Here is a 23,879-nt window from a genome sequence, read left to right on the forward strand (position 1 = left end):
GCGCCGACCGCTCGGGGCCGGTCGCTCAGCCGTACCGGTAGATCCGGCTGTGGTCCTCCAGCTCGTCCGGAGTCACGTCCCACGGCGGCAGCCTCTCGTGCCGTGCGACGATCCGTCCGCGCTGTGCGCTGCCCCGGCCCGGCGGCTCGGCCGGCTGGTAGCGGGCGCCGCGGTGCCGGGCCTGCCAGCGGGACCACTGGAGGTCGACGAAGGCGTGGTGCAGCCAGAACACCGGGTCGTTGACGGACGCGCCGCCGACCATGGCCCCGCCGACCCAGCGGTGCACGCGGTTGTGGTTGCGCCAGGAGACGCTGCCCCGGCCGGTCCCCCACCCCTCCAGCTTGTTCCGGAAACCCTTGCGGACCGTGGAGTCCCAGGGCGCGGTGTCGTACGCCGGGTCGTCGAGCGCCCACTCCAGGTCGCTCTTGGTGGGCAGCGCGATGGGGTCCTGGGCGCGGCCGAGGTCCCGGGTGAGGTACTCGGTGTCGGTGACGTTCTCCTTGAGGGTCCAGTTGCCCTCGGCGTGGGCGAACGGCCCGGTGGTGACCCGGTGGTCGGAGCGCCGCCCGGTGCCGCCCAGGAGGTCGGCGGTCCAGGGCGCGGAGGTGGTGGTGCGGTCCTTCGTCCAGTCCCAGTACGGCACGGTGACCGACGAGTCGACCCGGCGCAGCGCCTCCTCCAGGTCCAGCAGGAACCTGCGGTGCCAGGGCAGGAAGGACGGCGCCATGTGCGCCGTACGCAGTCCGTCCTCGCCGTCGGAGACGTAGTACTCGATGTGAGTGCGCACGAACTCGTCGTACTCGCCGCGCCGTTTGACCTCCAGCAGCGCCTTGACGAACCGTCGCTTCTCGGTGCGGGTCAGCGTGCTGACGTCCTTACGCGTGTACGCCATGGCTCCCCCCGGGGTGGTTCTGGCCGCCGGCGGCGGCCGGCGTGTCGCGCAGGTGCTCGCCGGGGCCGAGTTCGTCGACGGCACCGCGGGCCGCGGCGAGGGGGGTGGGGTACGACCGGTAGTGGTCGATCATGCTCAGCCAGCTGCCGTCGGCCCGGCGCATCAGGTGCAGCGGGCGGCCGTCCACGGTGACGTGCCAGGTGCCGGCACCGACGGCCCGGCCCGCGGCGGACCGGATGCCGCGGATACGGCGGCCTCGGTAGGTCTCGTCGAACGAGGCGCTCCCGTCCGGCTCGACGTCGCGCGGCTCGGGACGCGCGGGCTCCGCCCCGTGCCCGGTGGCGGGCGCGGGCCCCGCCCCGTGCCCGGTGGCGGCCTGGGAGGGCCGGGAGGCGGCGACCAGGGGGGCCAGCGTCACGGCGAGGGCCGGGGCGAGCAGCCCCCTCATCATCTGCCGCCGGGTGCCGAATGCCGGCCCGACTCTCGCCGGGCCCTCCCCCTGGTGTTCCCGCTGGTGATCCCGCTCCTGCTCCGCGTCGCTCGCTGCTCCGCCCGCGTTGACGACCATGGCTCGCTCCTCGTCCGGTTCCGGTGGTCCGCACCGCTAACCGGTCGGCGGGCTCCGCGGTCACCGCTCGCAGGGCCAGTCGGAGCACGGGCCGCACCCGAGCCGCGAGGCGGGACAGGTCCTAGAGACCCGGCCCGACGCCCAGGTCGGCCACGGGAACCGTCTGGACGGCCGGGGCCAGCAGCCCGGCCTGCGGGAGCTTGGCCGTCGGCAGGCCGAGGGCTTCGGGGTTCGGCGCGGTGAGCGGGGCGTCCAGGGACAGGCCCGGCGCCAGGGTCCGCAACCCGGCGGCGGGGGCGTCGACGGCGGCGTGGTCGAAGTCGTCACCGAGAACGCGCGGCAGCGGCTGGCGCAGGTCGACGCCGGGCAGCCCGCCGCGCACCGGCAACTGCGGAAGCGTCCGCTCCGGCAGCAGCCGGCCCTCGACGTACCGCGGGCCCTCGGGAGCGCCGGCCGTCGGCACGGGCAGTTCGCCGGCCACCTCGGGCAGTTCCATGCCGAGGGCCGTCTCCGCGCCGTCCAACGGCACCGGCACGGGGATCGCGCCGGCCGCGGCGGCGGGGGTCGCGGCTACGCCCACGGCGGCCGCCACACCGGTGACGACGGCGGCCAGGGTTCGTCTGGTGGTCGACTTCATTTCAGGCACGGTCCCTTTCGAGAATGCGAGAAGAACGGTGAAAAGGCGGGGCGGGGCGGCTCAGCCACCCAGCGGAAGGCCGCCGAGCAGCCCGCCCTCGGAGTTCAGGTCGGTGGTCGCGCCCTTCACGGTGTGCAGCACGGAGTCCTTGTTCTCGGTGTCGAGCGCTTCCGACTGGTGCTTGAGCGGCATCACGTCGATGGGCTCCGCGGTGAGCGCGTTCACGGCGCCGTTGAGGCTGGTGGGCGTGATGTCGGCGGCGTCGTAGGCGAACGCGGGCGCGGCGGAGCCGGCGGCGACCAGGGACCCGGCGACGACAGCGGCGGCCTTGAGGGACTTCATCGTGTTCCTTTCTTCGGCAACTCGTGTCACCGGACGAAATGCTGACGCCGTGCCTAACGACCTGCACCGGGCACGGAAACCCCGCGTCCGGAAGACATATGAGATCTCCGGAGGGCCGAATGGAAAGGAAAGGGAATGGAGAATGGCGAAGGGCCGTCGCGTCACCCCGTGAGGGATGGCGCGACGGCCCGGAACGCCGTGGGCGTCAGGAGGGGTTGGCCGGCAGCGGGTTCGCCGGTACCGCGGCTTCCGGAGCGGCGACTTCCGGCGTGGTGGCCTCCGGCGCGGCCGGCAGTGCGGGCAGGCCGGCCAGGTCGGCGGCGGGCAGCCCGCTGCCGACCAGGGTGGCGGCGACGACGTTGACCACGCCGGTCACCACGTCCTCGACGGCCGGGCTCACCTGTTCGGCGGTGCCGGAGGTGGTGGCCTTGACCAGGGCGTCGATCTGCTTCTGCAGAGCGGCGTACGACTGGGCGGTCAGGTCGGCCGCCGCCGCGGTCTCGTCGCTGCCCGGTGCCACGACGGGTGCCGGCAGCGTGACCGGCGTCTCGGCCTCCGGCGCGGTCACGACCGGCGGCTGGGCCGGGGTGCTCGTGCCGGGGGTGGTGGTACCGGGCGTGGTCGTGCCCGGGGTGGTCGCCACGTCGTCGGTGTCGGCGTCCGCCGCGTCGGCCTTGGCGAGGGCGTCCTTGACGGCGGCGGCGAGCTGGTCCGCGTCCGTGGCGGAGAGCTGGCCGTTGTCGGCCTTGAGGACGGCGTTGAGCAGGTCGGTGACCGGCGTGAGCACTCCGCCCAGGCCGGCCAGGCTGCCGACCTGGCTCTGCAGTTCGGCCACGTCGGGGAGGGGTGCGTGGGACGCCGCGTGGGTGCGTTCCCGGACCGATTCGCCATCGGCCGCCATCACCGCCGGCCCGGAGAGACCGATCAGGAGGCCTGCGGTGAGAGCGGTGGTGGCGATTCGCCGTGCGGGCAGACGCATGAGGGGTTCCTTTCGGTGGTGCGTCGGATCTTGTGCCCACCGTGGAAGCGCCCGTGGCACTCTGCAACCGATCGGCGACCGTACGCACTCGGCCGTCTTTCCCCGTCCCGGCGTCCTGCCTGGTGAGACGCCCTGTCAAGGTCTTCCGGTCGTGTCGGCGCCCGCACCCCCCATTCGGGGCAGCACACCGCCGTCCGAGCGGCAACGCGAACCGGCCGCCCGCTCGCGGAGGAACCGCGGTACGGACGGCCGGCGCAAGGGTTTCGAGCCGACGATCAGTCGTTCTCGCACTCATTGCCGAACGCCGGGTTCAGCAGGCCGATGATGTCGATGGTGTTGCCGCAGACGTTGACCGGGATGTGGACCGGAACCTGCAGCACGTTGCCGGACAGGACACCCGGGGAGTGAGCGGCGGCGGCCTGCGCGCCGGCGTCGGCAGCGGCGACACCGGCGGTGCCCGCCACCGCGGCGGCGGCGACGGAGGTCAGGGCCAGGCCCTTCGCGATACGCGACATGGAGAAGTGCTCCTTGGGGTTGACACAAACATCCGGGCGGGTGCCCGGCGCAGTGTCAACGCGTGGCGCACACGTGAGTTGTGCCGCCAAAGGAGTGATCTCCCCGGAGAGCGGCGTTCACGAATCCAACACACTTACCCGGTTTCACCGTATTAGTACGGATAGCGGCTAGAGTCCCACACCATCCGACGCATCCCCGTTGCACGACTGCGGGACATCGGCCGAGGGCACTCTCCGAGAGCTCCGAACGTGGCGGTGACCAGCCGGCCTCCCGGCTCGTTTCCCAGCAGGACGCGGCGTGCGCCGGCGTACGCCGCGTCGCGGCCGACGCCCTGCGGTGAGACGCGTTCACGCCCGTCCCGAGCATTTTCCGTGAGCGAGGAAACGCGTATGCACCTGCCACCGACCGACTCCCGGCCACGGGTTCTGCACGTCACCCAGCCGGTGGACGGCGGGGTCGCCCGTGTCGTGTCGGACCTGACGCGGGCTCAGCTCGCCGCCGGGCTGCGCGTCGCGGTCGCCTGCCCCGACGGGGGTCTCACGGCCGGACTCCGGGCGCTGGGCGCCGATGTGCGGCACTGGCCGGCGACGCGGTCGCCGGGTCCGGCGCTGGTGTCGGAGGTACGGCGGCTCGCCCGCGTGATCGAGGAGGTACGGCCCGACCTGGTGCACGCGCACAGCGCGAAGGCCGGTCTCGCGGCCCGGCTCGCCGTGCGCGGGCGTGTCCCGACCGTTTTCCAGCCGCACGCCTGGTCGTTCGAGGCGGTCGGCGGGGCCGCCGCGGTCCTCGCCCTCGGCTGGGAGCGGTGGGCGGCTCGGTGGGCGGCTCGGACGGTGTGCGTGAGCGAGGCGGAGCGGCTGCGGGGGGTGCGGAGCCGAGTCCGCGGGCGGTGGACGGTGATCCCGAACGGCATCGACCTGGACCGCTTCGACGCGGATGCCGTGGAGGGTGTGGGCGGCGTGGGCGGCGTCGGCGGCGGTGGCGTGGGCGGCGTGGAGGCCGTCGACGACGTACGGCTCCGGCTCGGCGCCGGCGTGCACGGCCCGCTGGTGGTCTGTGTGGGGCGGCTGTGCCGGCAGAAGGGGCAGGACGTCCTGCTGACCGCGTGGCAGTCGGTCCTCGCGCGGGTCCCGGGGGCCCGGCTGGTGCTGGTCGGCGACGGCCCGGACCACGCGCGGCTCGCCGATCGCGCCTCGGCGTACGGATTCCTCGGCGACGGCCCGGCCCGGACTCGGCCCGGTGGCCACCACCCGGCCCCCGAAGCGGGTGGCCACGCGACGGACCCGGCCCGGCCCCACGGCCACGCGACGAACCCGGCCCGCCCCGGAGGCCACCACCCGGCATCCGAGCCCGCCTGCGACGGCCCGGCCCAACCCCGCGCCCACGCGACGAACCCGGGCCGGCCCGGAGGCCACCACCCGGCATACGGGCCGGCCCGGGCCGGGCTCACCGGGCTCACCGGGTACGCCGCGGTAGCCGGTTCGGCCGACGGCGTACCGGCCCCGGCCCGTCCCGGCGAACGCGGCCCCGCGTCGGTGCTGTTCGCGGGCGCCGTCGCCGACGCCAGGCCCTGGTACCGGGCCGCCGACCTGGTCGTCCTGCCGTCCCGGTGGGAGGGCATGGCGCTGGCCCCGCTGGAGGCGATGGCCTGCGGGCGGGCCGTGGTGGTGACCGACGTGGACGGCGCCCGCGAGGGCCTGCCGCCCGCTCTCGTGCCGCACTGCCTGGTGCCGCCCATGGACCCGGAGGCGCTGGCCGACGCGGTCACCGGGCTGCTGCTCGACGCTCCGCTGCGTGCGTCGCTCGGCCGCCGAGGGCGCGCGCACGTCCTGTCCACGCACGACGTACGGCACACGGCCGCGGCGATCACTGCGGTGTACGACGACCTCCTCGGCGACGGGCGGACGACCGGGACGCACACGGTCCCCGGCGGCAGGCCCGCGCTCGTGGGGCGGTCGGCCGTCGTGCCCATCGAGTACAGGGAGTCCACGCACCCGTGACCGCGGAAAGCACCGTCCCCACCCCCGCCGGCCAGCCCCGCGACCTCGGCTCCTCCGCACCCGTCTCGGTGCTGCCGCAGCGGGCCGGCGCCGCGGGTTTCCGGTTCCCCGCCGGGCGTCCCGCACCGCGGCGGGAGTCCCCGCTGCCGCTGCTCGTCGCGGACGGCACGGCGGCGGCGGTGCCGGGGTCGCTGGTCCTCACCGGCACCCCGCACCAACCGCTGCTCGCGGCGCTGCTGGTCGCCGCCTCGCTGCTGCTGCGCCCGCGCGCTCCCCGGCGGCTGCCGGCCGTGCTGGACGAGTTGCCCGCCCTGTGCGGCCGGATCGCGGTGGTCTGGCTGGCGCTGGCGGCGCTCGTCGCGGCGTACGCCCCGGCGCACGCCCTGTCCGCCCGCACGCTGCTCCTCGGCTTCCTGCTGCACACGGCGACGGGCTGCGTCGGCCGGGGCGTCGTGCACCGGTGGCGCCGCACCGCGCTGCTGAACCGCCCGCGCGCGGCCCTGGTCGTCGGTCCCGCCGCGACCGCGCAGCGCGTGGCCTCGGCGGTGCTGCGCCACCCGCGCTGCGGGGTGCGCCCGGTCGGGATCGTCGCCGACGAGCCGGGCGGCGGCACGGGCCTGCCCGTGCTGACCACGGGCGAGGAGGTGCAGCGGGCGGTCGTGCAGAACGGCGTACGGGACGTACTGGCCGTGCACCCTTCCGTACGGACGCGGCAGGGGCCGCTGCTGCGGGCGCTGGCCGAGTCCGGCTGCGCGGTGTGGGAGGTCGACGCGGACGCCCCCGCGTACGCGGGCCGGGACCGGCTCGCCGGGTTCTCCTGCCGGCGTCTGGAGGCGGGGGAACGGCGGCCGGGCGGCGCCGGCAAGCGGGTGCTGGACGTGACGGTGTCCGGGGCGCTGCTGCTCCTGCTGAGCCCGTTGCTGCTGACCTGCGCGACGCTGCTGCGGGTCATCGGCGGGCCCGGCGTGCTGTTCCGGCAGGAGCGCGTCGGCCAGGACGGCAGGCCGTTCACGATGCTGAAGTTCCGCACCCACCGCCCGGCCGACGAGCACGAGTCGGCGACCCGGTGGAGTGTGGCGGACGAGCGCCGGATGCCGTGGTTCTGCCGCTTCCTGCGCCGTACGTCGCTCGACGAGCTGCTCCAGCTGTGGAACGTCTTCCGGGGCGACATGAGCCTGGTCGGGCCGCGCCCCGAACGCCCTTACTTCGTGGCGCGGTTCAGCCAGACCTACCCCGGTTACGCCGCCCGCCACCGGGTGCCGGCCGGCATCACCGGCCTGGCCCAGATCAACGGGCTGCGCGGCGACACCTCCATCGAGGACCGGGCCCGCTTCGACAACGCCTACATCGACGACTGGTCGCTGTGGCAGGACGTCTGCATCCTGCTGCGCACGGCCGTCGCGCTCGTGCGCCCCACCGGGAGCTGAGCGAGGTGGCCCAGACCCCGCCCCTGTGGTCCACCGCGCGCGTACGGCGCCTGCCGCCCGTGCTGGCCGTGGTCGCGGTCGTCGCGCTGCTCGCCCTGCCGGCCGCGGGGGACGGCGAGGGCGGGGCGCATCCGGCGGACGCGGCCTCCGCGCTGGTGGTGCTGTACTGCGCCCTGCGCCTGGTGCGGGACCGGCGGCGCCCCCTGACCCGTACGGCGGCCGTGGTGCTGGGCCTGCCCGTGCTCCCACTGGCCGTCGCCGCCATGGGCGCGGTCTCGCCGGGGGCCGGGCTCACCGGGCTCGGCCGCTACCTCCAGGTCTTCGTCCTCGTCCCCGCCGCCGTGCTGCTGCTGATCCGCGGCCGGGACGACGTACGGCTGCTCACCTGGTCGATGGCGGGGCTGGCGGTGTGGCAGGGGGCGGTCGGCGTGCACCAGTACGTCACCGGGACCGGTGCCTCCTACCAGGGCGAGCAGATCCGGGCCGTGGGCACCTTCGGGCCGCAGGACGTGATGGGGATGGCGACCGTCGTCTCCCTCGGACTGGTCTGCGCGGTCGGGCTGGCGCTGGGCCATGCCCCTGCCCGGCAGCGCGCTCTCGCGGCCGGGTGCGCGATCGCCCTGCTGCTGCCGCTCGCCCTGTCGTTCAGCCGTGGCGCGTGGATCGCCACGGCGGTGACGTGCGCGGCCCAGCTGCTGCTCGCCGGGGCGCGCAGGGCGCTGACGGTGGGGGCGGCCGTGGTCGCGGCGGGCGTGGTGCTGGTCGGCGGGTTCGGGGCCGGTACGGCGATGCTCCAGGAGCGGGTGGGCAGCATCACGCGGGTCACCGGCTCGCCCGACCAGTCGGTGACCGACCGTTACACGATGTGGGCGGCGGCGGCCGGCATGTGGCGCGAGCGGCCGCTGACCGGCGTGGGCCTGAAGGGCTTTCCCGAACACCGGGACGGGCACGCCTCGCTGGCCCTGTCGTCGGGCAGCGAGACCGACGGCGCGGGCGCGGGGTACCGCAAGCAGCCGCTGCTGTCCCCGCACAACATGTACCTGCTGATCCTGGCCGAGCAGGGGCTGATCGGGCTGATCGCGCTGGCGGGGAGCTGGCTGGCGCTGCTCGTCCTGGGGCTGCGCAGGCTCCGGGCGGTACGGCGCTCCGGTGCGGCGTCCGGGACGGACTGCGCGCTGGTCGCCTGCGGGCTGCTGGTGTGGCAGCTGACCGACTTCGCGTACGCCGACATCGGCGGGCCCTCGACCGTGCTGACGGCGGTGTGCTTCGGGCTGGCGGCCTGGTGGGCGCTCGGGGGCGGGGACCGGGGCGGGGGCGGGGGCGGGGCCAGGTCTGGGTCCTGGTCCCGGCCTGGGTCCGGGCTCGGGTCCGGGCCTGGTGCCTGGTCCGGGTCCGGGTCCGGGCTCGGGTCCGGGCCTGGTGCCTGGTCCGGGTCCGGGTCCGGGTCCGGGTCCGGGGCAGGGAACGGCACCGGGGCAGGGAACGGGGCGGGTCCCAGACCCGGGCCCGGTGCGGAGGAGGTGCCGGTGCGATGAAGGTGACGCCCTTCCGGGCCGCCCGGGTGTCCCCGTCCGTCCCGTCGGCCCGGACCGCCGCGCCGGACGCGGACACCCGGGCGGCGGCCGAGGGCCGGTCCTCCGGGGGCTTCCTCGCCCGGGCCGCGCTGCTCACGGCCGTGCTGTCGGTGGCCGGGTCGGTGCTCGGGCTGGCCCGGGACCAGGCGCTCGCCCGGCTGTTCGGGGCCGGCAGCGAGACGGACGCCTTCCTGGTGGCGTGGACCGTGCCGGAGTTCGCGGCGACGCTGCTGATCGAGGACGGGCTGGCCTTCGCGCTGGTCCCGATGTTCAGCCTGGCCCTGGCCCGCCGCGCGCAGGGCGCCCCCGGCGACCCGGTCCGGGCACTGGTCGCCTCGACCCTGCCCCGGCTGGCGCCGGCCTTCGTCGCGGTCGGCGCGCTCGTCGTCGTATGCGCCCCGCAGTTGGTCCGGGCCCTGGCGCCGGGGCTGGCCGACCACGCCCTCGCCGTGGACTGCACCCGGCTCACCGCCACCTGCGTCGTCAGCTTCGGACTCGCCGGGTACTGCAGCGCCGCCCTGCGGGCGCACCGCCGGTTCCTGGCGCCGGCGGCGATCTACGTCGCCTACAACACCGGCATCATCACCGCGATGTTCGTGCTCGGCGGGCGCTGGGGGGTGCGCTCGGCGGCGGTCGGGGTCGCGGCGGGCGGCTTCCTGATGGTGGCGGCGCAGCTGCCCTCGCTGCTGCGGCAGTTGCGGCGCCGGGACGGCGGCGAGCGGCCGGCGGGCACCGGGGACCAGGCGCGTCCGCTGGCCCTCGCCCTGTTCGGCACCGTGCTGCTCTTCGCCCTGTGCCGTCAGTCGCAGGTCCTCATCGAACGGTTCCTCGCCTCCGGGCTCCCCTCCGGCGCCATCTCGCACCTGAACTACGCGCAGAAGGTGGCCCAGATCCCGATGACGCTGTCGCTGATGCTGTGCACGGTCACCTTCCCGGTGATGGCCCGGGCGATGGCCGACGGCGACATCGAACGGGCCCGCGACCGGGTCGAGCGGGACGTGGCGCTGGCGGCCTGTGTGGTGCTGTTGGGCGCGGCCACGGTCGTCGCCTGTGCGCCGCGGATGATCGAACTCCTCTTCCAGCGCGGCGCTTTCACGGCGGCCGACACGGCGGCGACCGCGGACGTCATGCGCGTGTACGCGCTCGGACTGCTCGGCCAGACCGTGGTGGGCGCGCTGGCCCGCTCCTACTTCTCGGCGGGCCGCGCCAGCTGGTACCCGCTCGCCGCGATGGCCGTCGGCATCGCCGCCACGGCCGGTATCGGCGCGTGGGCGGTCGGCCCGTGGGGAGTGACCGGCATCGCGGCCGCCAACGCGGCCGGCATCACCGTCACCGCCGCCCTGCTGCTCGCCGGGATGGGTCCGCGCAGCGTCCCGGTCCGCGTCCGGCGCGTCCTGGGCGACCTGGGCAGGCCGGTGCTGGCGGCGGCCGGGGCGACCGTCGCGGGCGCGCCGGTCGCGGCCCGGTTCACCGTGCCGGCCGTGTCCCTCGCCGCCGGCGTGGTGACCGTCGTCGGCGTCTTCGTCCTGCTCGGCCGGGTCCTGCGCGTCCAAGGCGTCGCGCCGGCCCTCGATTTCGTCCGCTCCGTCACACGAAGGCTCCCGCATGGCCGCTTCGGCTTCCGTTCCCGCATCCGCTTCCGTGACCGTTTCCCCTTCCGTGGACCCCGACCCCGTAGGCCCCGTAGACCCCGTTGACGTCCGCACGCACCCCGGCGTCCGCACGCGCCCCGGCACCGTCCCCTGGGTGGCGATGTACCACTCCGTCGGCGACCGCTCGGACGACCCGTACCGCATCACGGTCACGCCCGACCGGCTGGACGCGCAGCTCGGCTGGCTGCGGCGGCGCGGGCTGCGCGGTGTGCCGGTCGCCGAGCTGCTGGCCGCCCGGGCCCGGGGCGCTGGCCGCGACCTGGTGGGGCTGACGTTCGACGACGGGTACGCCGACTTCGTGGAGCACGCGCTGCCGTGCCTGCGCCGCTGGGACTGCGGGGCCACCCTCTTCGTGCTGCCGGGTCGGCTCGGCGGCGACAACGCGTGGGACCCGCTGGGCCCGCGCAAGCCGCTGCTCACGGCCGACGGCATCCGGCACGCCGCCGCCGAGGGCGTCGAGATCGGCTCGCACGGTCTCACCCACGTTGACCTGACCAAGGCCGACGACGTCGCGCTGAAGGCCGAGACCGCCGAAAGCAGAGCACTGCTCTCGGAGTTGATCAGTGCTCCGGTGACCGGGTTCTGCTACCCGTACGGCACGGTCGACGCCCGCGCCGCCGACGCAGTACGCGCCGCCGGTTACAGCTACGCCTGCGCCATCGACCCCGGCCCGCTGACCGGCCCGCACGCCCTGCCCCGCGTGCACGTCGGGCAGCGGGACACGGCCGTACGCCTGCTGCTGAAGACCCGGCTGCACCGCCTGCGCCGCCGTGCCGCGGCGGGGGTCTGACAGGAAGGGCACGAAGGACATGAAGGCCCTGCACATCATCACCGGCCTCGGCGTCGGCGGCGCCGAACAGCAACTGCGGCTGCTCCTGCGCCACCTCCCCGTCGACTGCGACGTCGTGACGCTCACCAACCCGGGCGCGGTCGCCGACGGACTGCTGGCCGACGGCGTGAACGTCGTCCACCTCGGCATGACCGGCAACCGCGACCTGGCCGCCCTGCCCCGCCTGACCCGCCTCATCCGCACCGGCGGCTACGACCTCGTGCACACCCACCTCTACCGCGCCTGCCTCTACGGCCGCATCGCCGCCCGCCTGGCCGGCGTCCGCGCCGTCGTCGCCACCGAACACTCCCTCGGCGACTCCCAGATGGAGGGCCGCCCGCTCACCCCCGGCGTCCGCGCCCTCTACCTCGCCGGGGAGCGGCTGGGCAGCGCCACGGTCGCCGTCTCCCCCACCGTCGCCGACCGGCTGCGGCGCTGGGGCGTGCCCGCGCCCCGCATCGAGGTCGTCCCCAACGGCGTCGACCTGGCCCGCTTCCGCTTCGACCCCGTCGCGCGACTGCGCACCCGCCGCCGTCTCGGCCTGCCCCAGGGCGCGTACGTCGTCGGCGGCGTGGGCCGGCTGACCACGGCCAAGCGGTTCGACGTCCTGGTCCGCGCCCTGGCCCGGCTCCCGGAGGACTGCTGGCTGCTGCTGGTCGGCGGCGGCCCCGAGGTGCACGTCCTGCGCCGCACCGCCCACGAGGCCGGGGTCGCCGACCGCGTCCTGCTCACCGGCGAACGCCCCTACGTGACCGACGGTTCCCCCGGTCCCGACCTGCCGTCCCTGGCCTCCGCGATGGACGTGCTCGCCTCGCCGTCGCCGGAGGAGGCCTTCGGCCTGGCGGTGGTGGAGGGCCTCGCGTCCGGGCTGCCGGTGCTCTACGCCTCCTGCCCGGCGATCGAGGACCTGCCCCCGGCCGCCGCGCTCACCGCCCGGCAGGTCACCGGTGGCGAGGAGGAATTCGCCCGCGCCCTCGCCGAGGTCCGCGCGTCCGCGGGCCCGGGCCCCGGCCCGCGCATCGCCCCCGAGGCCGCCCGCCACTACTGCGTCACCCGCAGCGCCGCCCAGCTGATGGACGTGTACGCGACCACCCTCACGCACCCGTTGCCCCCGGCACCCCAGGGAGTCAGTTCCGCATGACCGAGCCCCTCACCCAGTCCCCGGCCGAGCCCGCGGCGCCGAACGAGACCGAGCAGCCCGCCCGCCCCCGCCGCGCGCTCGACGCCCTGCGCCGCGTCCCGCGCCGTCTCCGCTCCCTGCCGCCCTGGTCCCCGCTCGCGGCCGGCGTTCTCGCCGGCGGACTGCTCGGCGCCGGCTACGGCCTGGTCGCCACCCCGCAGTACACGGCCACCAGTTACGTCGTCGCCGTCCCCGCCGACAAGTCCGACCCGGCGTCCGCGCTGGGCTTCGCGCAGGCCTACGGCCGGGTCGCCACCCAGCTCGCGGTACTCGGGGACGCGCAGATGCTGGCGGGCGTGCCGGTGGCGACGCTGGAGGAGAGCGTCCGCACGGCGACCTCGCCGGACGCGCCGATGGTCTCGGTGACGGCCACCTCCGCGCACCCGGACCAGGCCGCCGACATGGCCAACGCGGTCGCCCGCGCGCTCACCCAGCACGCGGACGCCGCCGCCGACGACACCCACGTAGAGCTGCGGCGGTTCGCGCGCGCCACCGAGCCCACCGAGGCGTCCTCGGCCTCGGCCGCCGTGACGGGGCTGGTGGGCGCGAGCGCGGGCGGCCTGCTCGGCGGTCTCGCGCTGCTGGTCCGTCCGCGCCTGGCCGCGCGGGAGCCCGGCCGCACGACGGCGGCCGTGCCCGGACCGGCCTCGGCGGCGGACGTCCGCGGTCAGCTGTGACGTACCCGACGTCGTACACGATCGAACTGGTCACCGACGAGCGCGCCTTCGCGGAGCTGACCACGGACTGGGGGCGGCTGTACGGCCGGTGCGCCGCCGCGACCCCGTTCCAGAGCCACGCCTGGCTGCACTCGTGGTGGCGGTCGTACGGCGGGCGCGGCCGGCTGCGGCTGCTGCTGGCCCGCGACGGCCGCGAACTGGTCGCCGCCGCGCCGCTGACGCTCGTACGGCGTCCGGTGCCGTCGCTGGTGCCGCTGGGCGGGGCGATCTCCGACTACGGGGACGTCCTGCTGGACGACGAGCGCGGGGAGGACGCGGTCGCCGCGCTCACCGAGGGCCTGTCCGCGGTGGCCCGTACCGCGCTGATCGACCTGCGCGAGGTACGGCCGGGCGCCGCCGCCGAACGGGTCTACGACCGCTGGCGCGGCCCCCGGCGCCGGGTGGCCGACTCGCTCTGCCTGGAGCTGCCCGCCCTCCCCATGGACGGACTGGCCGCCCGGCTGCCCTCGGCCAAGGGCCGCCAGCGGGTGCGCGCCCAGCTGCGCAGGCTGGACGCGCTCGGCGTCAAGAGCCGGACCGTCCTCCCGGACGAGGTGGACGCCGCGCTGCGGCGGCTGCTGGAGCTGCACCGGCTCCAGTGGCAGGGGCGGAAGGTGACCGGCGAGCATCTGCGGACGCGGTTCCGCGACCACCTGGTGCGGGCGGTGGGCCCGATGGTGCGTTCCGGGGACGCGGTGGTCACCGAGTTCCGGATGGACGACGAGGTGGTGGCCGTGGACGTGACGCTGCTGTCGCGGCGGCTGGCGGGCGGCTATCTGTACGGCGCCCACCCCCGGCTGCGGGAGCGGAAGGCGGACGTGGCGGTGATGCTGCTGGACGCGTGCGCCGAGCACGCCCGCGCCCCGGGGCGCGGCACGCTGAGCCTGCTGCGGGGCGACGAGGCGTACAAACACCACTGGCGCCCGGAACCGGTGCCGAACCAGCGGCTGCTGCTGGCCCGCCGGCACACGGCCCCGCTGCTGTCGGCGACCCTGTGCGGCGTCGCCGCACGCCGGCGGGGCAAGGAACTGCTGCACCACCGGCAAGTGCGCAAGGAGCGGAAGGAGCGCGACGGTGGCGGCAGGACCTGACCGCCCCCGCCGCCACCTCCGTCACCCCCGACACCTCCGTCATCGCCCCCGCCGACGGCTACTTGTCGCGCGAGTACCAGTCGAGGCGCATGCAGAGCTTCCCGCCGAGCCAGTACTCGACCCAGTCGCCGAGCTCCAGCGGCGAGCAGTCGGCCGACGGCTGGGGCGCGGTGGGCGGCACCGCGGGCACGGGCGGTGCGGTGGGCGCGGTGGGTGTGGCCGGCTCCGGGACCGTGGGGTCCGGCTCGTCGGTGCGGCCGAAGAGCACGGACCGGTAGACCGCGGTGGACCGGGGGTTGTCGTCGCACTGCCACACCCCGTGCGGGCAGTAGTCGGTGAGCGTGTTGTACACGGGTTCGTGCTCGTCCATCCACGCGAGCATGCGCCGCATGTACTCGGCGTTGTCGCCGTTGCGGAAGAGCCCCCATTCGGGATAGGAGATGGGCTTTCCGTGGGCCTTGGCGAAATCCACGTGCGCCTGAAGTCCGTACGGCTCCTTCACCTGTTCGTCGAACGCCATTCCGCGTGGCTGGTCGTACGAATCCATGCCGATGATGTCGACCGTGGCGTCCCCCGGATAGCACTGGGTCCAGGGAATCGCGTCCCGGCCGCGGCTCGGGGTGAAGTCGAACCGGAACTTCTGGCCCGGCACCGAGCGCATGGTGGTGACGATCCTGTTCCAGTACGTCTTCCAGGCCTCCGGGTCCGGTCCGCACCGATGGGTGTACGTGGTGCCGTTCATCTCCCAGCCGAGCACGAGGACCGTGTCCGGGACGTTCAGTTCGACCAGCCGTTCGGCGAGGGCCCGGTAGTGGTGGTCGAAGCGTCCGGCGGCGCCCTGGCGCAGCAGTTTCCGGACCTCGTCGTCGTCGACGCCCTCCTCGTTGCGCTCCATCATGGGCACGTTGAGGACGAACATCCGGTCGGCCTCGCGGGTGCGCCAGTCGGCCCACACGTCGAGGAAGCCGGGGGCGCCCTCGATGTTGCTCCAGAGGTCGCCGGGCAGGTAGGTGTGGCCGACGCGCAGTTCGGCGCCGCCCAGCCAGTGGCTGAGCTGCGCCATCCGGGCCACGCCGCGCGGGCCGTAGTCCAGGTACGCGCCGAACGCGGGGGCGGCGCCGGGCTTCCGGTCGGGGACCGCGGAGGCCGGCGCGGGCGGTGCCGGTGCGGGCGGGACCGGTTCGCCGGCGGCGACCTGGGGGCCCGCGGCCAGCAGCGCCGCCGCCGCGACCACCGCCGCGATGCCGCAAGCCGGCCGCCTGGACCGGGCCCGTGACTGCCGTACGGCCATTACCGGCTCCTTTCCTAGCCCTGAATTTTTTACTGCTTACTGACACTCAGTCATATGAAATGCCATCACGCCACCGCCGCTACGGCTTTCGAGTGCGCCGATCGCCCGCACCGGTGACCCGAATCGAATACGAAGGAAGTTTCCCGTGTCGCTGTTCGACACCCGCGTCCCCGCCGTTCTGCTGCGGACCGACCGGAATCCCTTTCACCACGGAACGCTGGGTGCCGTGCGTTCGCTCGGCCGCGCGGGCGTGGACGTACACGTGGTCGCCGACTGCGCGCAGAGCCCGGTCCGCGCCTCCCGTTACGTGAGCCGGCTGCACACGCCGCCGCCGCCCGGGGCGTCGCCCGCCGACATCGCGGTGGTCCTGCGCCGTGTCGCCGCGCGGATCGCGCGTCCCGCCGTACTGATCCCGATGGACGACGCGTGTGCCGTCGCGGTGGGGCGGATGCGGGCGGAACTGGCGCCCGCGTACCTGCTGCCCGACCTGCCGGGCGCGCTGCCCGAACGCGTGGCGGACAAGGCGGAGCTGGCCGGCGTGTGCGCGTCCCTGGGCGTCCCGCACCCCGAGACCCTGGTCCCGGACGGCCCGGCCGAGGCCGCCCGTGCCGCCTGGCGGCTGGGACTGCCGGTGGTGGCGAAGTGGAGCCGGCCCTGGCTGGTGCCGCCGGGCGGCGGACTGCGCAGCACCGTGCTGGTGCGCTCGGCGCGGGAGGCCGGTGAGCTGTACCGGCGGGCCGAGGAGGCGGGCAGCCGGCTGCTGCTCCAGGCGTTCCTGCCGCCGGGACCGGACCGCGACTGGTTCTTCCACGGGTACGCCGACCGCTCGGGCGCGGTGCGGGCGGGCGGTCCCGGCCGCAAGACGCGCGCCAGGCCGCGCGGCGCCGGTCTGACGGCGGTCGGCCGCTGGACGCCGAACCCGCAGGTGCAGGCCCTGGCCGAGCGGATCACCGGCGAGCTGGGCTACCGGGGCATCCTCGACCTCGACTTCCGTCGCTGCGGTACGACGGGCCGCTATCACCTGCTCGACTTCAACCCGCGTCCCGGCGCCCAGTTCCGGCTGTTCACCGACACCGCCGGGCTGGACGTCGTACGCGCCCTGCACCTGGACCTGACCCACCGCACGCTGCCGGACGGGGCGCCGCAGCCGGGGCGGGCGTTCGTGGTGGAGAACTACGCGCCGCTGAGCGCCCTGCGTCCGGCGCCCGGCGGACGCGAGCTGGCCTGGCACGCCCCGGACGACCGGGCGCCCGGCCGGGCCCTGTGGACGCTGTGGGGGCGCCACGTGACCGCACGGCTGCTGGACCGCCTGCGCCGGAAGGACGGCCGCCCGCGCGCCGGGGCACCGGCCCGCGCCCGCGTGGTACGCCAGGCGACCGCCCCCTCCCCCGACCGCTCCGACCGCCCGGACGACGACAGGGCGGGCAGCCACTGACGCGCCGCCCTCCCGGCGCCTGCGCGGGGTGCCGGGAGGGCGGCACCCCGCGGGGCGATGGCCGACGGGGCGCCGGAACATCGGCGCGCAGGCCGCTCGGGGCGGCAGCGGCAGCACGCCCGGCCCCGGCGGAGAGCGCGACGCCTCGGCGGGAAACGCGTACCGGGGCTCGGCGCCTCGGTGGGCCGCTCGTGCCGAGGCCCGGCGCCTCCGCGGGCCACTCGGCCGAGGCGCGACGCCTCCATGTGCCGCTCCCACCGAGGCGCGACGCCTCCGCGGGCCACTCGCCCGAGGCCCGGCGCCTCCGCCTGGCGCAGCGACCGTCCCGGGCGCCGGGCAACACAACGCCCCCGGCGACCGTGCGGGGTCGACCGGGGGCGTCGGGGGCGGGCGGGGGCCGGGGTCAGCGGCGGGAGGCGGCGCGGCCTCGGCGGTACAGGATCGCGCCGCCGGCGATCAGCGCGGCACCGGCGGCCGCGACGGCGGCGGACGTGGCCTCGCTGCCCGTCTCCGCGAGGACTGGAGGCTGCTCCACGTGCGGGGTCGGCGGGGTCTCCTTCTCGCCGGCGGGCGGCGGGGTCTCCTCCTCGCCGGACGGCGGGGGCTCCTCTTCCTCGCCGGGCGGCGGCTCCTCCTCGTCGGTCGGCGGCGTCGTGGGCGGCGGCGGCTCCTCCTCGCCGTAGCCCGGGGGCTCCTCCGCCTGGTTGTCGCAGGAGTTGCCGAAGACCGGGTTGAGCGCGGCGATCACGTCGACGGTGTTGCCGCAGAGGTTCACCGGCACGTCGATCGGCACCTGCGCGTCGTTGCCGGAGCCGACACCGGGCGAGCCCACGGCCGCGCCGTCCGCGGAGGCACCGGACGGGACGCGGACGTCCTCGCCGTACTCTCCGCCGTACCCGCCGTCCTGGTCCGTACCGGCGTCGCCGTGGGGCGCGCCGTGCTTCACGGAGCCGCCGGTCTGCTCGTCGGAGCTGTTCTCGCACTCGTTGCCGAAGGCGGGGTTCAGCGCGGCGACCACGTCGACGGTGTTGCCGCAGGCGTTCACCGGCACGTCGACCGGCACCTGGACGGCGTTGCCGGACGCGACGCCCGGCGAGTTCTTGGCGGCTCCGTCCGCATGCGAATCGGCAAGGGCGGGGCTGCCGCACAGGGAAAGGATGCCCGACGCGGCGGCTGCCGCGACCATCCCCCTGCTCAAGGTCTGTCGCACTCTGGTTGTCTTCCTGCTGGTAGAGATGGCTGGAGAACGGCTGCGGAAAGGGGAAAAGCCGGCCCTGAACCAAACGAGTTGGCCAAGGCCGGCCGGTGACGCAGCCGGACGGCTGGTGCGGAACGACGTCAGTCGTTCACGCACACGTTGCCGAACGCCGGGTTCAGCAGACCAACGACGTTCACGGTGTTGCCGCACACGTTGATAGGAACGTGCACGGGAACCTGGGTGACGTTCCCCGACAGGACCCCCGGGGAGCCGACGGCGGCACCCTTGGCGTCCGCGTCGGCGAAAGCCGGGGTGGCCATGCCGAGGGCCAGGATGGCGCCCGCGACGACAGCAGCGCTCTTCTTCATGAAGTTTCCCTTCTCTGCGGTCATGCCTGAATGACGGCCGAAACCGCGCGAGCACAGCCTTGACGGCTCGCACCATGACCTGCAGCCTGCAAACGAGGAATTGACGGCCGGGGAAACTCCCGAACGTGGGAGCCCGAGAAATTCACTCGTATGCCTCACGATCTGGTACGGCCGTACCTCCAGGAGAGCGACGACGTCATTCCGCTCGCCCGGCGAAAAACCCGGACCGGATGTGACCGGGCGGCCCACGGGGAAGTCAGCGGGCCGCCCGGGCTGGGCGGGATGGGGCTCAGCCCTCGCCGTTCGCCGACAGCACCGCCAGGTCCTCCAGGACGTGCGAGATCGCACCGTCCCGCTTGGCCTGCGTGGAGTTGTCCGCGCACTGCTGAGCCAGGTCGTCCGAGAGGATCGGCACGTCCTGGATGGCGATGACACCGATGTTGATGTCCTCCAAACCGAGGCACGGCTTGTTCAGCGTGCCCTGGACCAGCGACAGCTGCGGGCTCATGTCGCCGTCGGTCGCCGAGTTGCCGAACGACGACGAGGCGCCGTTGCCGTTGGCCACGGCCGGCCCGTTGTCGTCCCCGATGGCAAGCGCCTGGGGAGCGGCGGCAGCCGACATGCCGATCACAGAAGCGGCAGCCGCCGCGGCGACCATTGCCTTCTTGAGCACTTCGCGTTCCTTTCGTCGTAGCGACGCACTGTCCTACGGCCTCATCAACCCGGTACGACATGATTGGTTGCGGGCGTTCACCCGGTTGGCCCGCAAGGGAACTCAAAAGCCCAGGAGAATCCACGGGAAATCGTCCGGTGCCGCGGACCCGCACACATTTCCCGTCGTGGGCCGACCGGGTGAACGGGAGAAACCAGACTGCGCCCGCAGAGTTGACCAGACCGCTCCGGTGGACGGGGTTTCCTCAGAAAGGACTTGCCAGTGATCAAGAAGGTAGTTGCCTACGCGGCGATCGCCGCCTCCGTCATGGGCGCCTCCGCTGCCGCGGCCCCCCAGGCGATGGCGATCGGCGACGACAGCGGGCCCGTCTCCGCGAACGGAAACGGCGCGTCGCAGTACTTCGGCAACTCTGCGACCCACGGCAGCATGAGTCCTCAGATGGCGCTCATCCAGGGCTCGTTCAACAAGCCCTGCATCGCGGTGGATGACATTCCGATCGGCCTGCTCGCCATCCAGGACGTGCCGATCCTGTCGGACGACCTGACCCAGCAGTGTGCGGAGAACTCGACCCAGGCCAAGCGCGACGGCGCGCTGGCACACCTCCTGGAGGACGTGTCGATCCTGTCGGCCAACGGCGAGGGCTGACGACGGCGAAGGGGCGGTCCGCCCGAGCGCATCGGCGGACCGCCCCTTTTGCTGTGCCGCCGCGCCGTCAGCGCCCGGCCGCGTACAGCGCCTCGATCTCGTCCGCGTACGCCGCCACCGCCGCGTGCCGTTTCACCTTCAGCGACGGGGTCAGCAGCCCGTTCTCCTCGGTGAACTCGCCCTCGACGAGCCGGAAGGCGCGGATGGACTCGGCCCGGGAGACGGCCGCGTTGGCGTGGTCGACCGCCTTCTGGACGTCGGCGCGGATCCGCTCGTCCCGTACGACCTCGGACATCGGGGTGTCGGCGGGCAGCCCCCGGACCGACAGCCAGTGGGCGACGGCGTCCGGGTCGAGGGTGACCAGGGCGGCGACGAAGGGGCGGTTGTCGCCGACGACGAGGCACTGGGCGACGGGCGGGCGGCTGCGCAGGCGGTCCTCCAGGACGGCCGGGGAGACGTTCTTGCCGCCGGAGGTGACCAGGAGGTCCTTCTTGCGGCCGGTGATGGTGAGGTAGCCGTCGGCGTCCAGGGAGCCGAGGTCGCCGGTGGCGAACCAGCCGTCGGTGAGGACGGCGTCGGTGGCCTCCGGGTTGTTCCGGTAGGCCCCGAAGACGATCCCGCCCTTGATGAGCACCTCGCCGTCGTCGGCGATGCGCACGGCCGTGCCGGGGACCGGGGGGCCGACGGTGCCGGGGCGGGGTCCCAGGGGCGGGACGATGGCGGCGGCGGCGGTGGTCTCGGTCAGGCCGTAGCCCTCGTAGACCATGATTCCGGCGGCGTAGAAGAACAGGTTGAGGTCGTGGTCGAGCGGAGAGCCGCCGCTGATGGCGTAGCGCATCCGGCCGCCCAGTTCCGCCCGGACCCTGCGGTAGACCAGCAGGTCGTACAGGGCCCAGCCGGCCCACAGGGCGGGCCCGGGGCCCTTGCCACGGCCGAGGAAACGCCCCAGGTGGGCGGCGCCGAAGCGGACGGCGAGGTGGTGGGCGCGGTCGAAGGAGGCGCCGCGGCCGATCTTCTCGGCGGTCGCGCGGCCCGTGTCGTGGATCTTCTCGAAGAGGTACGGGACACCGACCAGGAAGGTCGGGCGGAACGTCTTCAGCGCGGGGCGCAGCTCGTCGGGCTTGATGCTCGGGAAGTGGCCGATCTCGATGCGGGCCAGCAGGCAGGCGATCTGGATGGTGCGGCCGAGGATGTGGGCGAGGGGCAGGAAGAGGAGGGTCGAGGCGGTCTGGCCGGTGACCTCCTTGAAGATCGGGTGCAGCAGCTCGACCGTGTTGGCGGCCTCGGCGTGCAGGTTGGCGTGGGTGAGGACGCAGCCCTTGGGGCGTCCGGTGGTGCCGGAGGTGTAGCAGACCGTCGCCACCGTGTCCGGGGTCAGAGCGGTGCGGCGCTTGGTGACCTCCTCGTCGCTCACGCCCCTGCCGAGGGCGGTGAGGTCGGCGAGCGCGCCGGCGTCGAGTTCCCAGGCGCGCGGGCCCTCGGGGTGGCCGGCGGTGCCGGAGACGACGGTGGCGGTGTTCGCGGCGGTCTCGGTGACCACGTGCCGGGCGCCGGAGTCGCGGACGATCCATTCGACCTGGTCGGCGGAGGAGGTGGCGTAGACGGGGACGGTCTGGCCGCCGGCCGCCCAGATCGCGAAGTCCAGGACCGTCCACTCGTAGCGGGTGCGGGACATGACGGCGACCCGGCCGCCGGGTTCCAGGCCGGCGGCGATCAGGCCCTTGGCCACGGCGGTCACCTCGCGGGCGAACTCCGCCGCCGTGACGGGCCGCCAGACGCCGTTCACCTCGCGGCGCAGGACCACCGCGTCGGGGGCCTCGGCCGCGTTGGTGAACGGGATGTCGGCGGTGCTGCCGGTGGTGGGGCGGGGCGCGAGGGGCGCGGTGCGGGCCTCGCGGACGGTGCCGTCCGCGTCCCGGACGGTCTCGGTCCGGGTGCGGGACGCCAGGTCGCCGCGCTGTTTCGCCCGTTTCAGGTCCCTGCGTACGCCCATGTCGGCTCCCGGTCGCGGATCGGAGTGGTGTTGCGCTGCCTCTTCCCGTTACTTACTTGAGAGTAAACTTACTGGCGCGTAAAGGGTCAACGGGGTGCGGCTCAGGTCAGCCGGTCGGCCTGCCGGACCGCCGCGGCGAGCTGCCCGACGGCCGGGTCCTCCGTGCGGTCGGCCAGCGCGTCGGCACGTTCGGCGAGTTCGCCGAGGCGCGGTGCGCCGGGCAGGGCGCCGTCGCCGTCGTACGGGGCGCGCAGCGCGTCGGCGAGGTAGGCGGCCGTCGCCGTGACCCGCAGGCCGCGGTCCGCGCCCCAGACCGAGTCGGCGAGGGCGCCGGTCTCCACGTCGCCGGTCTCCTCGTGCGGGGCGCGGGTGCGGGGGTCGAGCCAGCGGACGGTGGCCGTGGCGAGGTGGCCGTCGGCGCCGGGCCGGGTGCGGACGGCGTACAGGGCGGTGACCGTGTGGCCGGGGCCGACCTCGCCGCCGTCGACGCGGTCGTCGCGGAAGTCGTCGTCGGCGACCTGGCGGTTGTCGTAGCCGACGAGACGGAACTCGGCGACCGTCTCGGGGTCGAAGGCGACCTGGGCCTTGGCGTCGCGGGCGGTCAGCTCGATGTGGCGCGGGAGTTGCTCGCAGAAGACCTCGCGGGCGTCCTCGGTGTCCGACACGTACGCGGTGTGGCCGTCGCCCTTGTCGGCGAGGCGTTCCATCAGGGCGTCGCCGTAGTCGCTGCCGACACCGACGCCGAAGAGGGTGATGCCGTGCTCGCGGCGGGCGTCCGCGATGCGTTCGAGGATGGCGTCCGCGTCGGTGTCTCCGGTGTTGGCGAGGGCGTCGGAGACGAGGACGACGCGGTTGGTGGCGTCTTCGCGGCGGCCTTCGACGGCGGTGTCGTAGCCGGTCTCGACGCCCGCGCCGAGGTTGGTGGAGTCGGTCGGCTCCAGGCTGTCGATGGCGTCGTGGACCCGGCCGCGGCGGTCGCCGAGCCGGGTCATCGGCAGGACGGTCTCGGCCTCGTCGCTGAAGGTGACGAGCGCGACCGAGTCGTCGTCGCGCAGGCGGTCGGTCATCGTGCCGAGGGACTCCTTGGCGAGGTCGAGCCGGCCGGGCTCGGCCATGGAGCCGGAGATGTCGATGACGAACGTCAGGGCGGCGGGCGGGCGTTCGCCCTCCTGCTCGGCGCCCCGCGTGGCCAGGCCGACGCGGACCAGCGACCAGTCCTCCTCGTCGGTGCGGGCGCCGTCCACGGTGACCGTGAAACCGTCGCCGTCGGGGCGGTCGTAGTCCTGGCGGAAGCTGTTGACGAATTCCTCGGGCCGGACCGTCGACGGGTCGGGCAGCCGGCCCTCGGAGAGGGTGCGGCGGGCGTAGCCGTAGGAGGCGGTGTCGACGTCGAGGGCGAAGGTGGAGAGGTAGTCGGGATCCGGGGCGATCTCGCGGGAGTCCTCGGTCTCCCCGGCTTCCCCGGTCGCCGTGCCGCCGTCGTAGCGCTGTTCGCCCTCGCCCCTGGGGCGGTCGGGCGCGGGCATCGGGGCCGAGCCGCCCCGGGAGTCGGTCGCGGACTCCTTCGTCCCGTGTTCCGCGTCGCCCCCGCCCCCGCAGCCGGTGAGCAGCAGGCCGCCCGCCGCCGTGAGCGCGAGCAGCGCGCCGATCGGCCTTCGTGTCCGGTACCGCTTCATCTTCCGTGCCCCCTGGTTCCGTTGACGCCGGTGTACGTGACTGTGACGGCGCGGCGGGGCGGAACGTGCGGCACGGGGCGTTACGGGTGCGTCTCGAAGTGGGCACGGCGGCGGGCCGTCGAGACCGGTGGGTGATCCTCCGGTGACCCGGGCGAAGTCTCCGCGACGGGACGGGACCGATGGGAGGGCCGAGGGGG

Annotated in this window: 22 protein-coding genes; 10 read left to right on the top strand and 12 right to left on the bottom strand. The window is 74.7% G+C overall.

Annotated features, from left to right (window positions below; translation table 11 throughout):
• Positions 1–25 precede the first annotated feature (25 nt).
• From ACFW48_RS02455 to chpG, 6 genes are all read right to left on the bottom strand, one after another.
• The gene (locus ACFW48_RS02455; protein WP_386309657.1) at positions 26–892 is read right to left on the bottom strand and encodes a tyrosinase family protein; all 867 of its coding nucleotides are present in this window, start codon (positions 890–892) and stop codon (positions 26–28) included.
• Complete coding sequence (locus ACFW48_RS02460) at positions 876–1,460, bottom strand: tyrosinase family oxidase copper chaperone (RefSeq protein WP_386309659.1); 585 nt, start codon at positions 1,458–1,460, stop codon at positions 876–878. Before ACFW48_RS02460 ends, ACFW48_RS02455 begins: the two co-directional genes overlap by 17 nt.
• 121 nt (positions 1,461–1,581) lie before the next feature.
• A complete protein-coding gene (locus ACFW48_RS02465; protein WP_386309662.1) occupies positions 1,582–2,097 on the bottom strand; it encodes a hypothetical protein in 516 nt (171 codons plus the stop codon).
• Between the two features lie 60 nt (positions 2,098–2,157).
• Positions 2,158–2,439, bottom strand: coding sequence for a hypothetical protein (locus tag ACFW48_RS02470; RefSeq protein ID WP_386309665.1), 282 nt, complete (start codon positions 2,437–2,439; stop codon positions 2,158–2,160).
• A gap of 205 nt (positions 2,440–2,644) precedes the next feature.
• Entirely contained in the window at positions 2,645–3,418 is a 774-nt protein-coding gene (locus ACFW48_RS02475) for a hypothetical protein (protein ID WP_386309668.1), read from the bottom strand.
• A 275-nt stretch (positions 3,419–3,693) separates the two neighbouring features.
• Positions 3,694–3,933 (bottom strand): chaplin ChpG, encoded by a 240-nt coding sequence (gene chpG, locus ACFW48_RS02480; RefSeq protein ID WP_210964577.1) that lies wholly within the window; start codon positions 3,931–3,933, stop codon positions 3,694–3,696.
• Between the two features lie 390 nt (positions 3,934–4,323).
• Between chpG and ACFW48_RS02485 the strand changes: the two genes are divergently transcribed.
• From ACFW48_RS02485 to ACFW48_RS02520, 8 genes are read left to right on the top strand one after another with little or no spacing between them, the layout of a single operon-like run.
• Positions 4,324–5,934, top strand: a complete 1,611-nt coding sequence (locus ACFW48_RS02485; RefSeq protein WP_386309671.1) for a glycosyltransferase — start codon at positions 4,324–4,326, stop codon at positions 5,932–5,934.
• Positions 5,931–7,361 (top strand): sugar transferase, encoded by a 1,431-nt coding sequence (locus tag ACFW48_RS02490; protein WP_386309673.1) that lies wholly within the window; start codon positions 5,931–5,933, stop codon positions 7,359–7,361. The genes ACFW48_RS02485 and ACFW48_RS02490 overlap by 4 nt, the downstream gene beginning before the upstream one ends.
• Positions 7,362–7,366: 5 nt before the next feature.
• The gene (locus ACFW48_RS02495; RefSeq protein ID WP_386309675.1) at positions 7,367–8,896 is read left to right on the top strand and encodes an O-antigen ligase family protein; all 1,530 of its coding nucleotides are present in this window, start codon (positions 7,367–7,369) and stop codon (positions 8,894–8,896) included.
• Entirely contained in the window at positions 8,893–10,632 is a 1,740-nt protein-coding gene (murJ, locus tag ACFW48_RS02500) for a murein biosynthesis integral membrane protein MurJ (protein ID WP_386309677.1), read from the top strand. Before ACFW48_RS02495 ends, murJ begins: the two co-directional genes overlap by 4 nt.
• 55 nt (positions 10,633–10,687) lie before the next feature.
• Positions 10,688–11,377, top strand: a complete 690-nt coding sequence (locus ACFW48_RS02505) for a polysaccharide deacetylase family protein (protein WP_386310244.1) — start codon at positions 10,688–10,690, stop codon at positions 11,375–11,377.
• Positions 11,378–11,396: 19 nt separating this feature from the next.
• Positions 11,397–12,557 (top strand): glycosyltransferase, encoded by a 1,161-nt coding sequence (locus tag ACFW48_RS02510; protein WP_386309680.1) that lies wholly within the window; start codon positions 11,397–11,399, stop codon positions 12,555–12,557.
• Positions 12,554–13,273 carry a lipopolysaccharide biosynthesis protein gene (locus ACFW48_RS02515; protein WP_386309683.1) on the top strand — a complete coding sequence of 240 codons (720 nt, stop codon included), beginning with the start codon at positions 12,554–12,556 and terminating at the stop codon, positions 13,271–13,273. Before ACFW48_RS02510 ends, ACFW48_RS02515 begins: the two co-directional genes overlap by 4 nt.
• Positions 13,270–14,403 carry a GNAT family N-acetyltransferase gene (locus ACFW48_RS02520; RefSeq protein WP_386309685.1) on the top strand — a complete coding sequence of 378 codons (1,134 nt, stop codon included), beginning with the start codon at positions 13,270–13,272 and terminating at the stop codon, positions 14,401–14,403. The genes ACFW48_RS02515 and ACFW48_RS02520 overlap by 4 nt, the downstream gene beginning before the upstream one ends.
• Before the next feature lie 58 nt (positions 14,404–14,461).
• Here ACFW48_RS02520 and ACFW48_RS02525 read toward each other — a convergent pair whose 3' ends face one another.
• Complete coding sequence (locus ACFW48_RS02525) at positions 14,462–15,694, bottom strand: glycoside hydrolase family 26 protein (RefSeq protein WP_386309686.1); 1,233 nt, start codon at positions 15,692–15,694, stop codon at positions 14,462–14,464.
• Positions 15,695–15,839: 145 nt separating this feature from the next.
• On the opposite strand from ACFW48_RS02525, the gene ACFW48_RS02530 reads away from it, so the two are divergent.
• A complete protein-coding gene (locus tag ACFW48_RS02530) occupies positions 15,840–17,129 on the top strand; it encodes an ATP-grasp domain-containing protein (protein ID WP_386309688.1) in 1,290 nt (429 codons plus the stop codon).
• A 403-nt stretch (positions 17,130–17,532) separates the two neighbouring features.
• On the opposite strand, the gene ACFW48_RS02535 is transcribed toward ACFW48_RS02530, so the two are convergent.
• The 3 genes from ACFW48_RS02535 to rdlA all read right to left on the bottom strand — a co-directional run bounded on the left by ACFW48_RS02535 (position 17,533) and on the right by rdlA (position 19,368).
• A complete protein-coding gene (locus tag ACFW48_RS02535) occupies positions 17,533–18,315 on the bottom strand; it encodes a chaplin (protein ID WP_386310246.1) in 783 nt (260 codons plus the stop codon).
• A gap of 152 nt (positions 18,316–18,467) precedes the next feature.
• On the bottom strand, positions 18,468–18,695 hold the full coding sequence (chpD, locus tag ACFW48_RS02540) for a chaplin ChpD (protein WP_386310247.1): 228 nt from the start codon (positions 18,693–18,695) through the stop codon (positions 18,468–18,470).
• A gap of 289 nt (positions 18,696–18,984) precedes the next feature.
• Complete coding sequence (gene rdlA / locus ACFW48_RS02545; protein ID WP_386309689.1) at positions 18,985–19,368, bottom strand: rodlin RdlA; 384 nt, start codon at positions 19,366–19,368, stop codon at positions 18,985–18,987.
• A gap of 261 nt (positions 19,369–19,629) precedes the next feature.
• Here rdlA and rdlB point away from each other — a divergent pair, with 261 nt between their 5' ends.
• Entirely contained in the window at positions 19,630–20,013 is a 384-nt protein-coding gene (rdlB, locus tag ACFW48_RS02550) for a rodlin RdlB (RefSeq protein ID WP_386309690.1), read from the top strand.
• A gap of 67 nt (positions 20,014–20,080) precedes the next feature.
• On the opposite strand, the gene ACFW48_RS02555 is transcribed toward rdlB, so the two are convergent.
• On the bottom strand, positions 20,081–22,006 hold the full coding sequence (locus ACFW48_RS02555) for an AMP-dependent synthetase/ligase (RefSeq protein ID WP_386309692.1): 1,926 nt from the start codon (positions 22,004–22,006) through the stop codon (positions 20,081–20,083).
• Positions 22,007–22,107: 101 nt separating this feature from the next.
• The gene (locus ACFW48_RS02560; protein ID WP_386309694.1) at positions 22,108–23,682 is read right to left on the bottom strand and encodes a von Willebrand factor type A domain-containing protein; all 1,575 of its coding nucleotides are present in this window, start codon (positions 23,680–23,682) and stop codon (positions 22,108–22,110) included.
• Between the last annotated feature and the right edge of the window lie 197 nt (positions 23,683–23,879).

This window comes from Streptomyces sp. NPDC058812, from assembly GCF_042744565.1.
Taxonomy (GTDB): Bacteria; Actinomycetota; Actinomycetes; order Streptomycetales; family Streptomycetaceae; genus Streptomyces; species Streptomyces thinghirensis.

Coding starts and splice junctions, on each gene's coding strand:
- murJ (WP_386309677.1), top strand. CDS start 8,893: ATGAAGGTGACGCCCTTCCGGGCCGCCCGGGTGTCCCCGTCCGTCCCG.
- ACFW48_RS02525 (WP_386309686.1), bottom strand. CDS start 15,694: ATGGCCGTACGGCAGTCACGGGCCCGGTCCAGGCGGCCGGCTTGCGGC.
- ACFW48_RS02460 (WP_386309659.1), bottom strand. CDS start 1,460: ATGGTCGTCAACGCGGGCGGAGCAGCGAGCGACGCGGAGCAGGAGCGG.
- chpD (WP_386310247.1), bottom strand. CDS start 18,695: ATGAAGAAGAGCGCTGCTGTCGTCGCGGGCGCCATCCTGGCCCTCGGC.
- ACFW48_RS02485 (WP_386309671.1), top strand. CDS start 4,324: ATGCACCTGCCACCGACCGACTCCCGGCCACGGGTTCTGCACGTCACC.
- ACFW48_RS02465 (WP_386309662.1), bottom strand. CDS start 2,097: ATGAAGTCGACCACCAGACGAACCCTGGCCGCCGTCGTCACCGGTGTG.
- ACFW48_RS02455 (WP_386309657.1), bottom strand. CDS start 892: ATGGCGTACACGCGTAAGGACGTCAGCACGCTGACCCGCACCGAGAAG.
- ACFW48_RS02560 (WP_386309694.1), bottom strand. CDS start 23,682: ATGAAGCGGTACCGGACACGAAGGCCGATCGGCGCGCTGCTCGCGCTC.
- ACFW48_RS02475 (WP_386309668.1), bottom strand. CDS start 3,418: ATGCGTCTGCCCGCACGGCGAATCGCCACCACCGCTCTCACCGCAGGC.
- ACFW48_RS02510 (WP_386309680.1), top strand. CDS start 11,397: ATGAAGGCCCTGCACATCATCACCGGCCTCGGCGTCGGCGGCGCCGAA.
- chpG (WP_210964577.1), bottom strand. CDS start 3,933: ATGTCGCGTATCGCGAAGGGCCTGGCCCTGACCTCCGTCGCCGCCGCC.
- ACFW48_RS02555 (WP_386309692.1), bottom strand. CDS start 22,006: ATGGGCGTACGCAGGGACCTGAAACGGGCGAAACAGCGCGGCGACCTG.
- ACFW48_RS02535 (WP_386310246.1), bottom strand. CDS start 18,315: ATGGTCGCGGCAGCCGCCGCGTCGGGCATCCTTTCCCTGTGCGGCAGC.
- ACFW48_RS02470 (WP_386309665.1), bottom strand. CDS start 2,439: ATGAAGTCCCTCAAGGCCGCCGCTGTCGTCGCCGGGTCCCTGGTCGCC.
- ACFW48_RS02515 (WP_386309683.1), top strand. CDS start 12,554: ATGACCGAGCCCCTCACCCAGTCCCCGGCCGAGCCCGCGGCGCCGAAC.
- ACFW48_RS02505 (WP_386310244.1), top strand. CDS start 10,688: ATGTACCACTCCGTCGGCGACCGCTCGGACGACCCGTACCGCATCACG.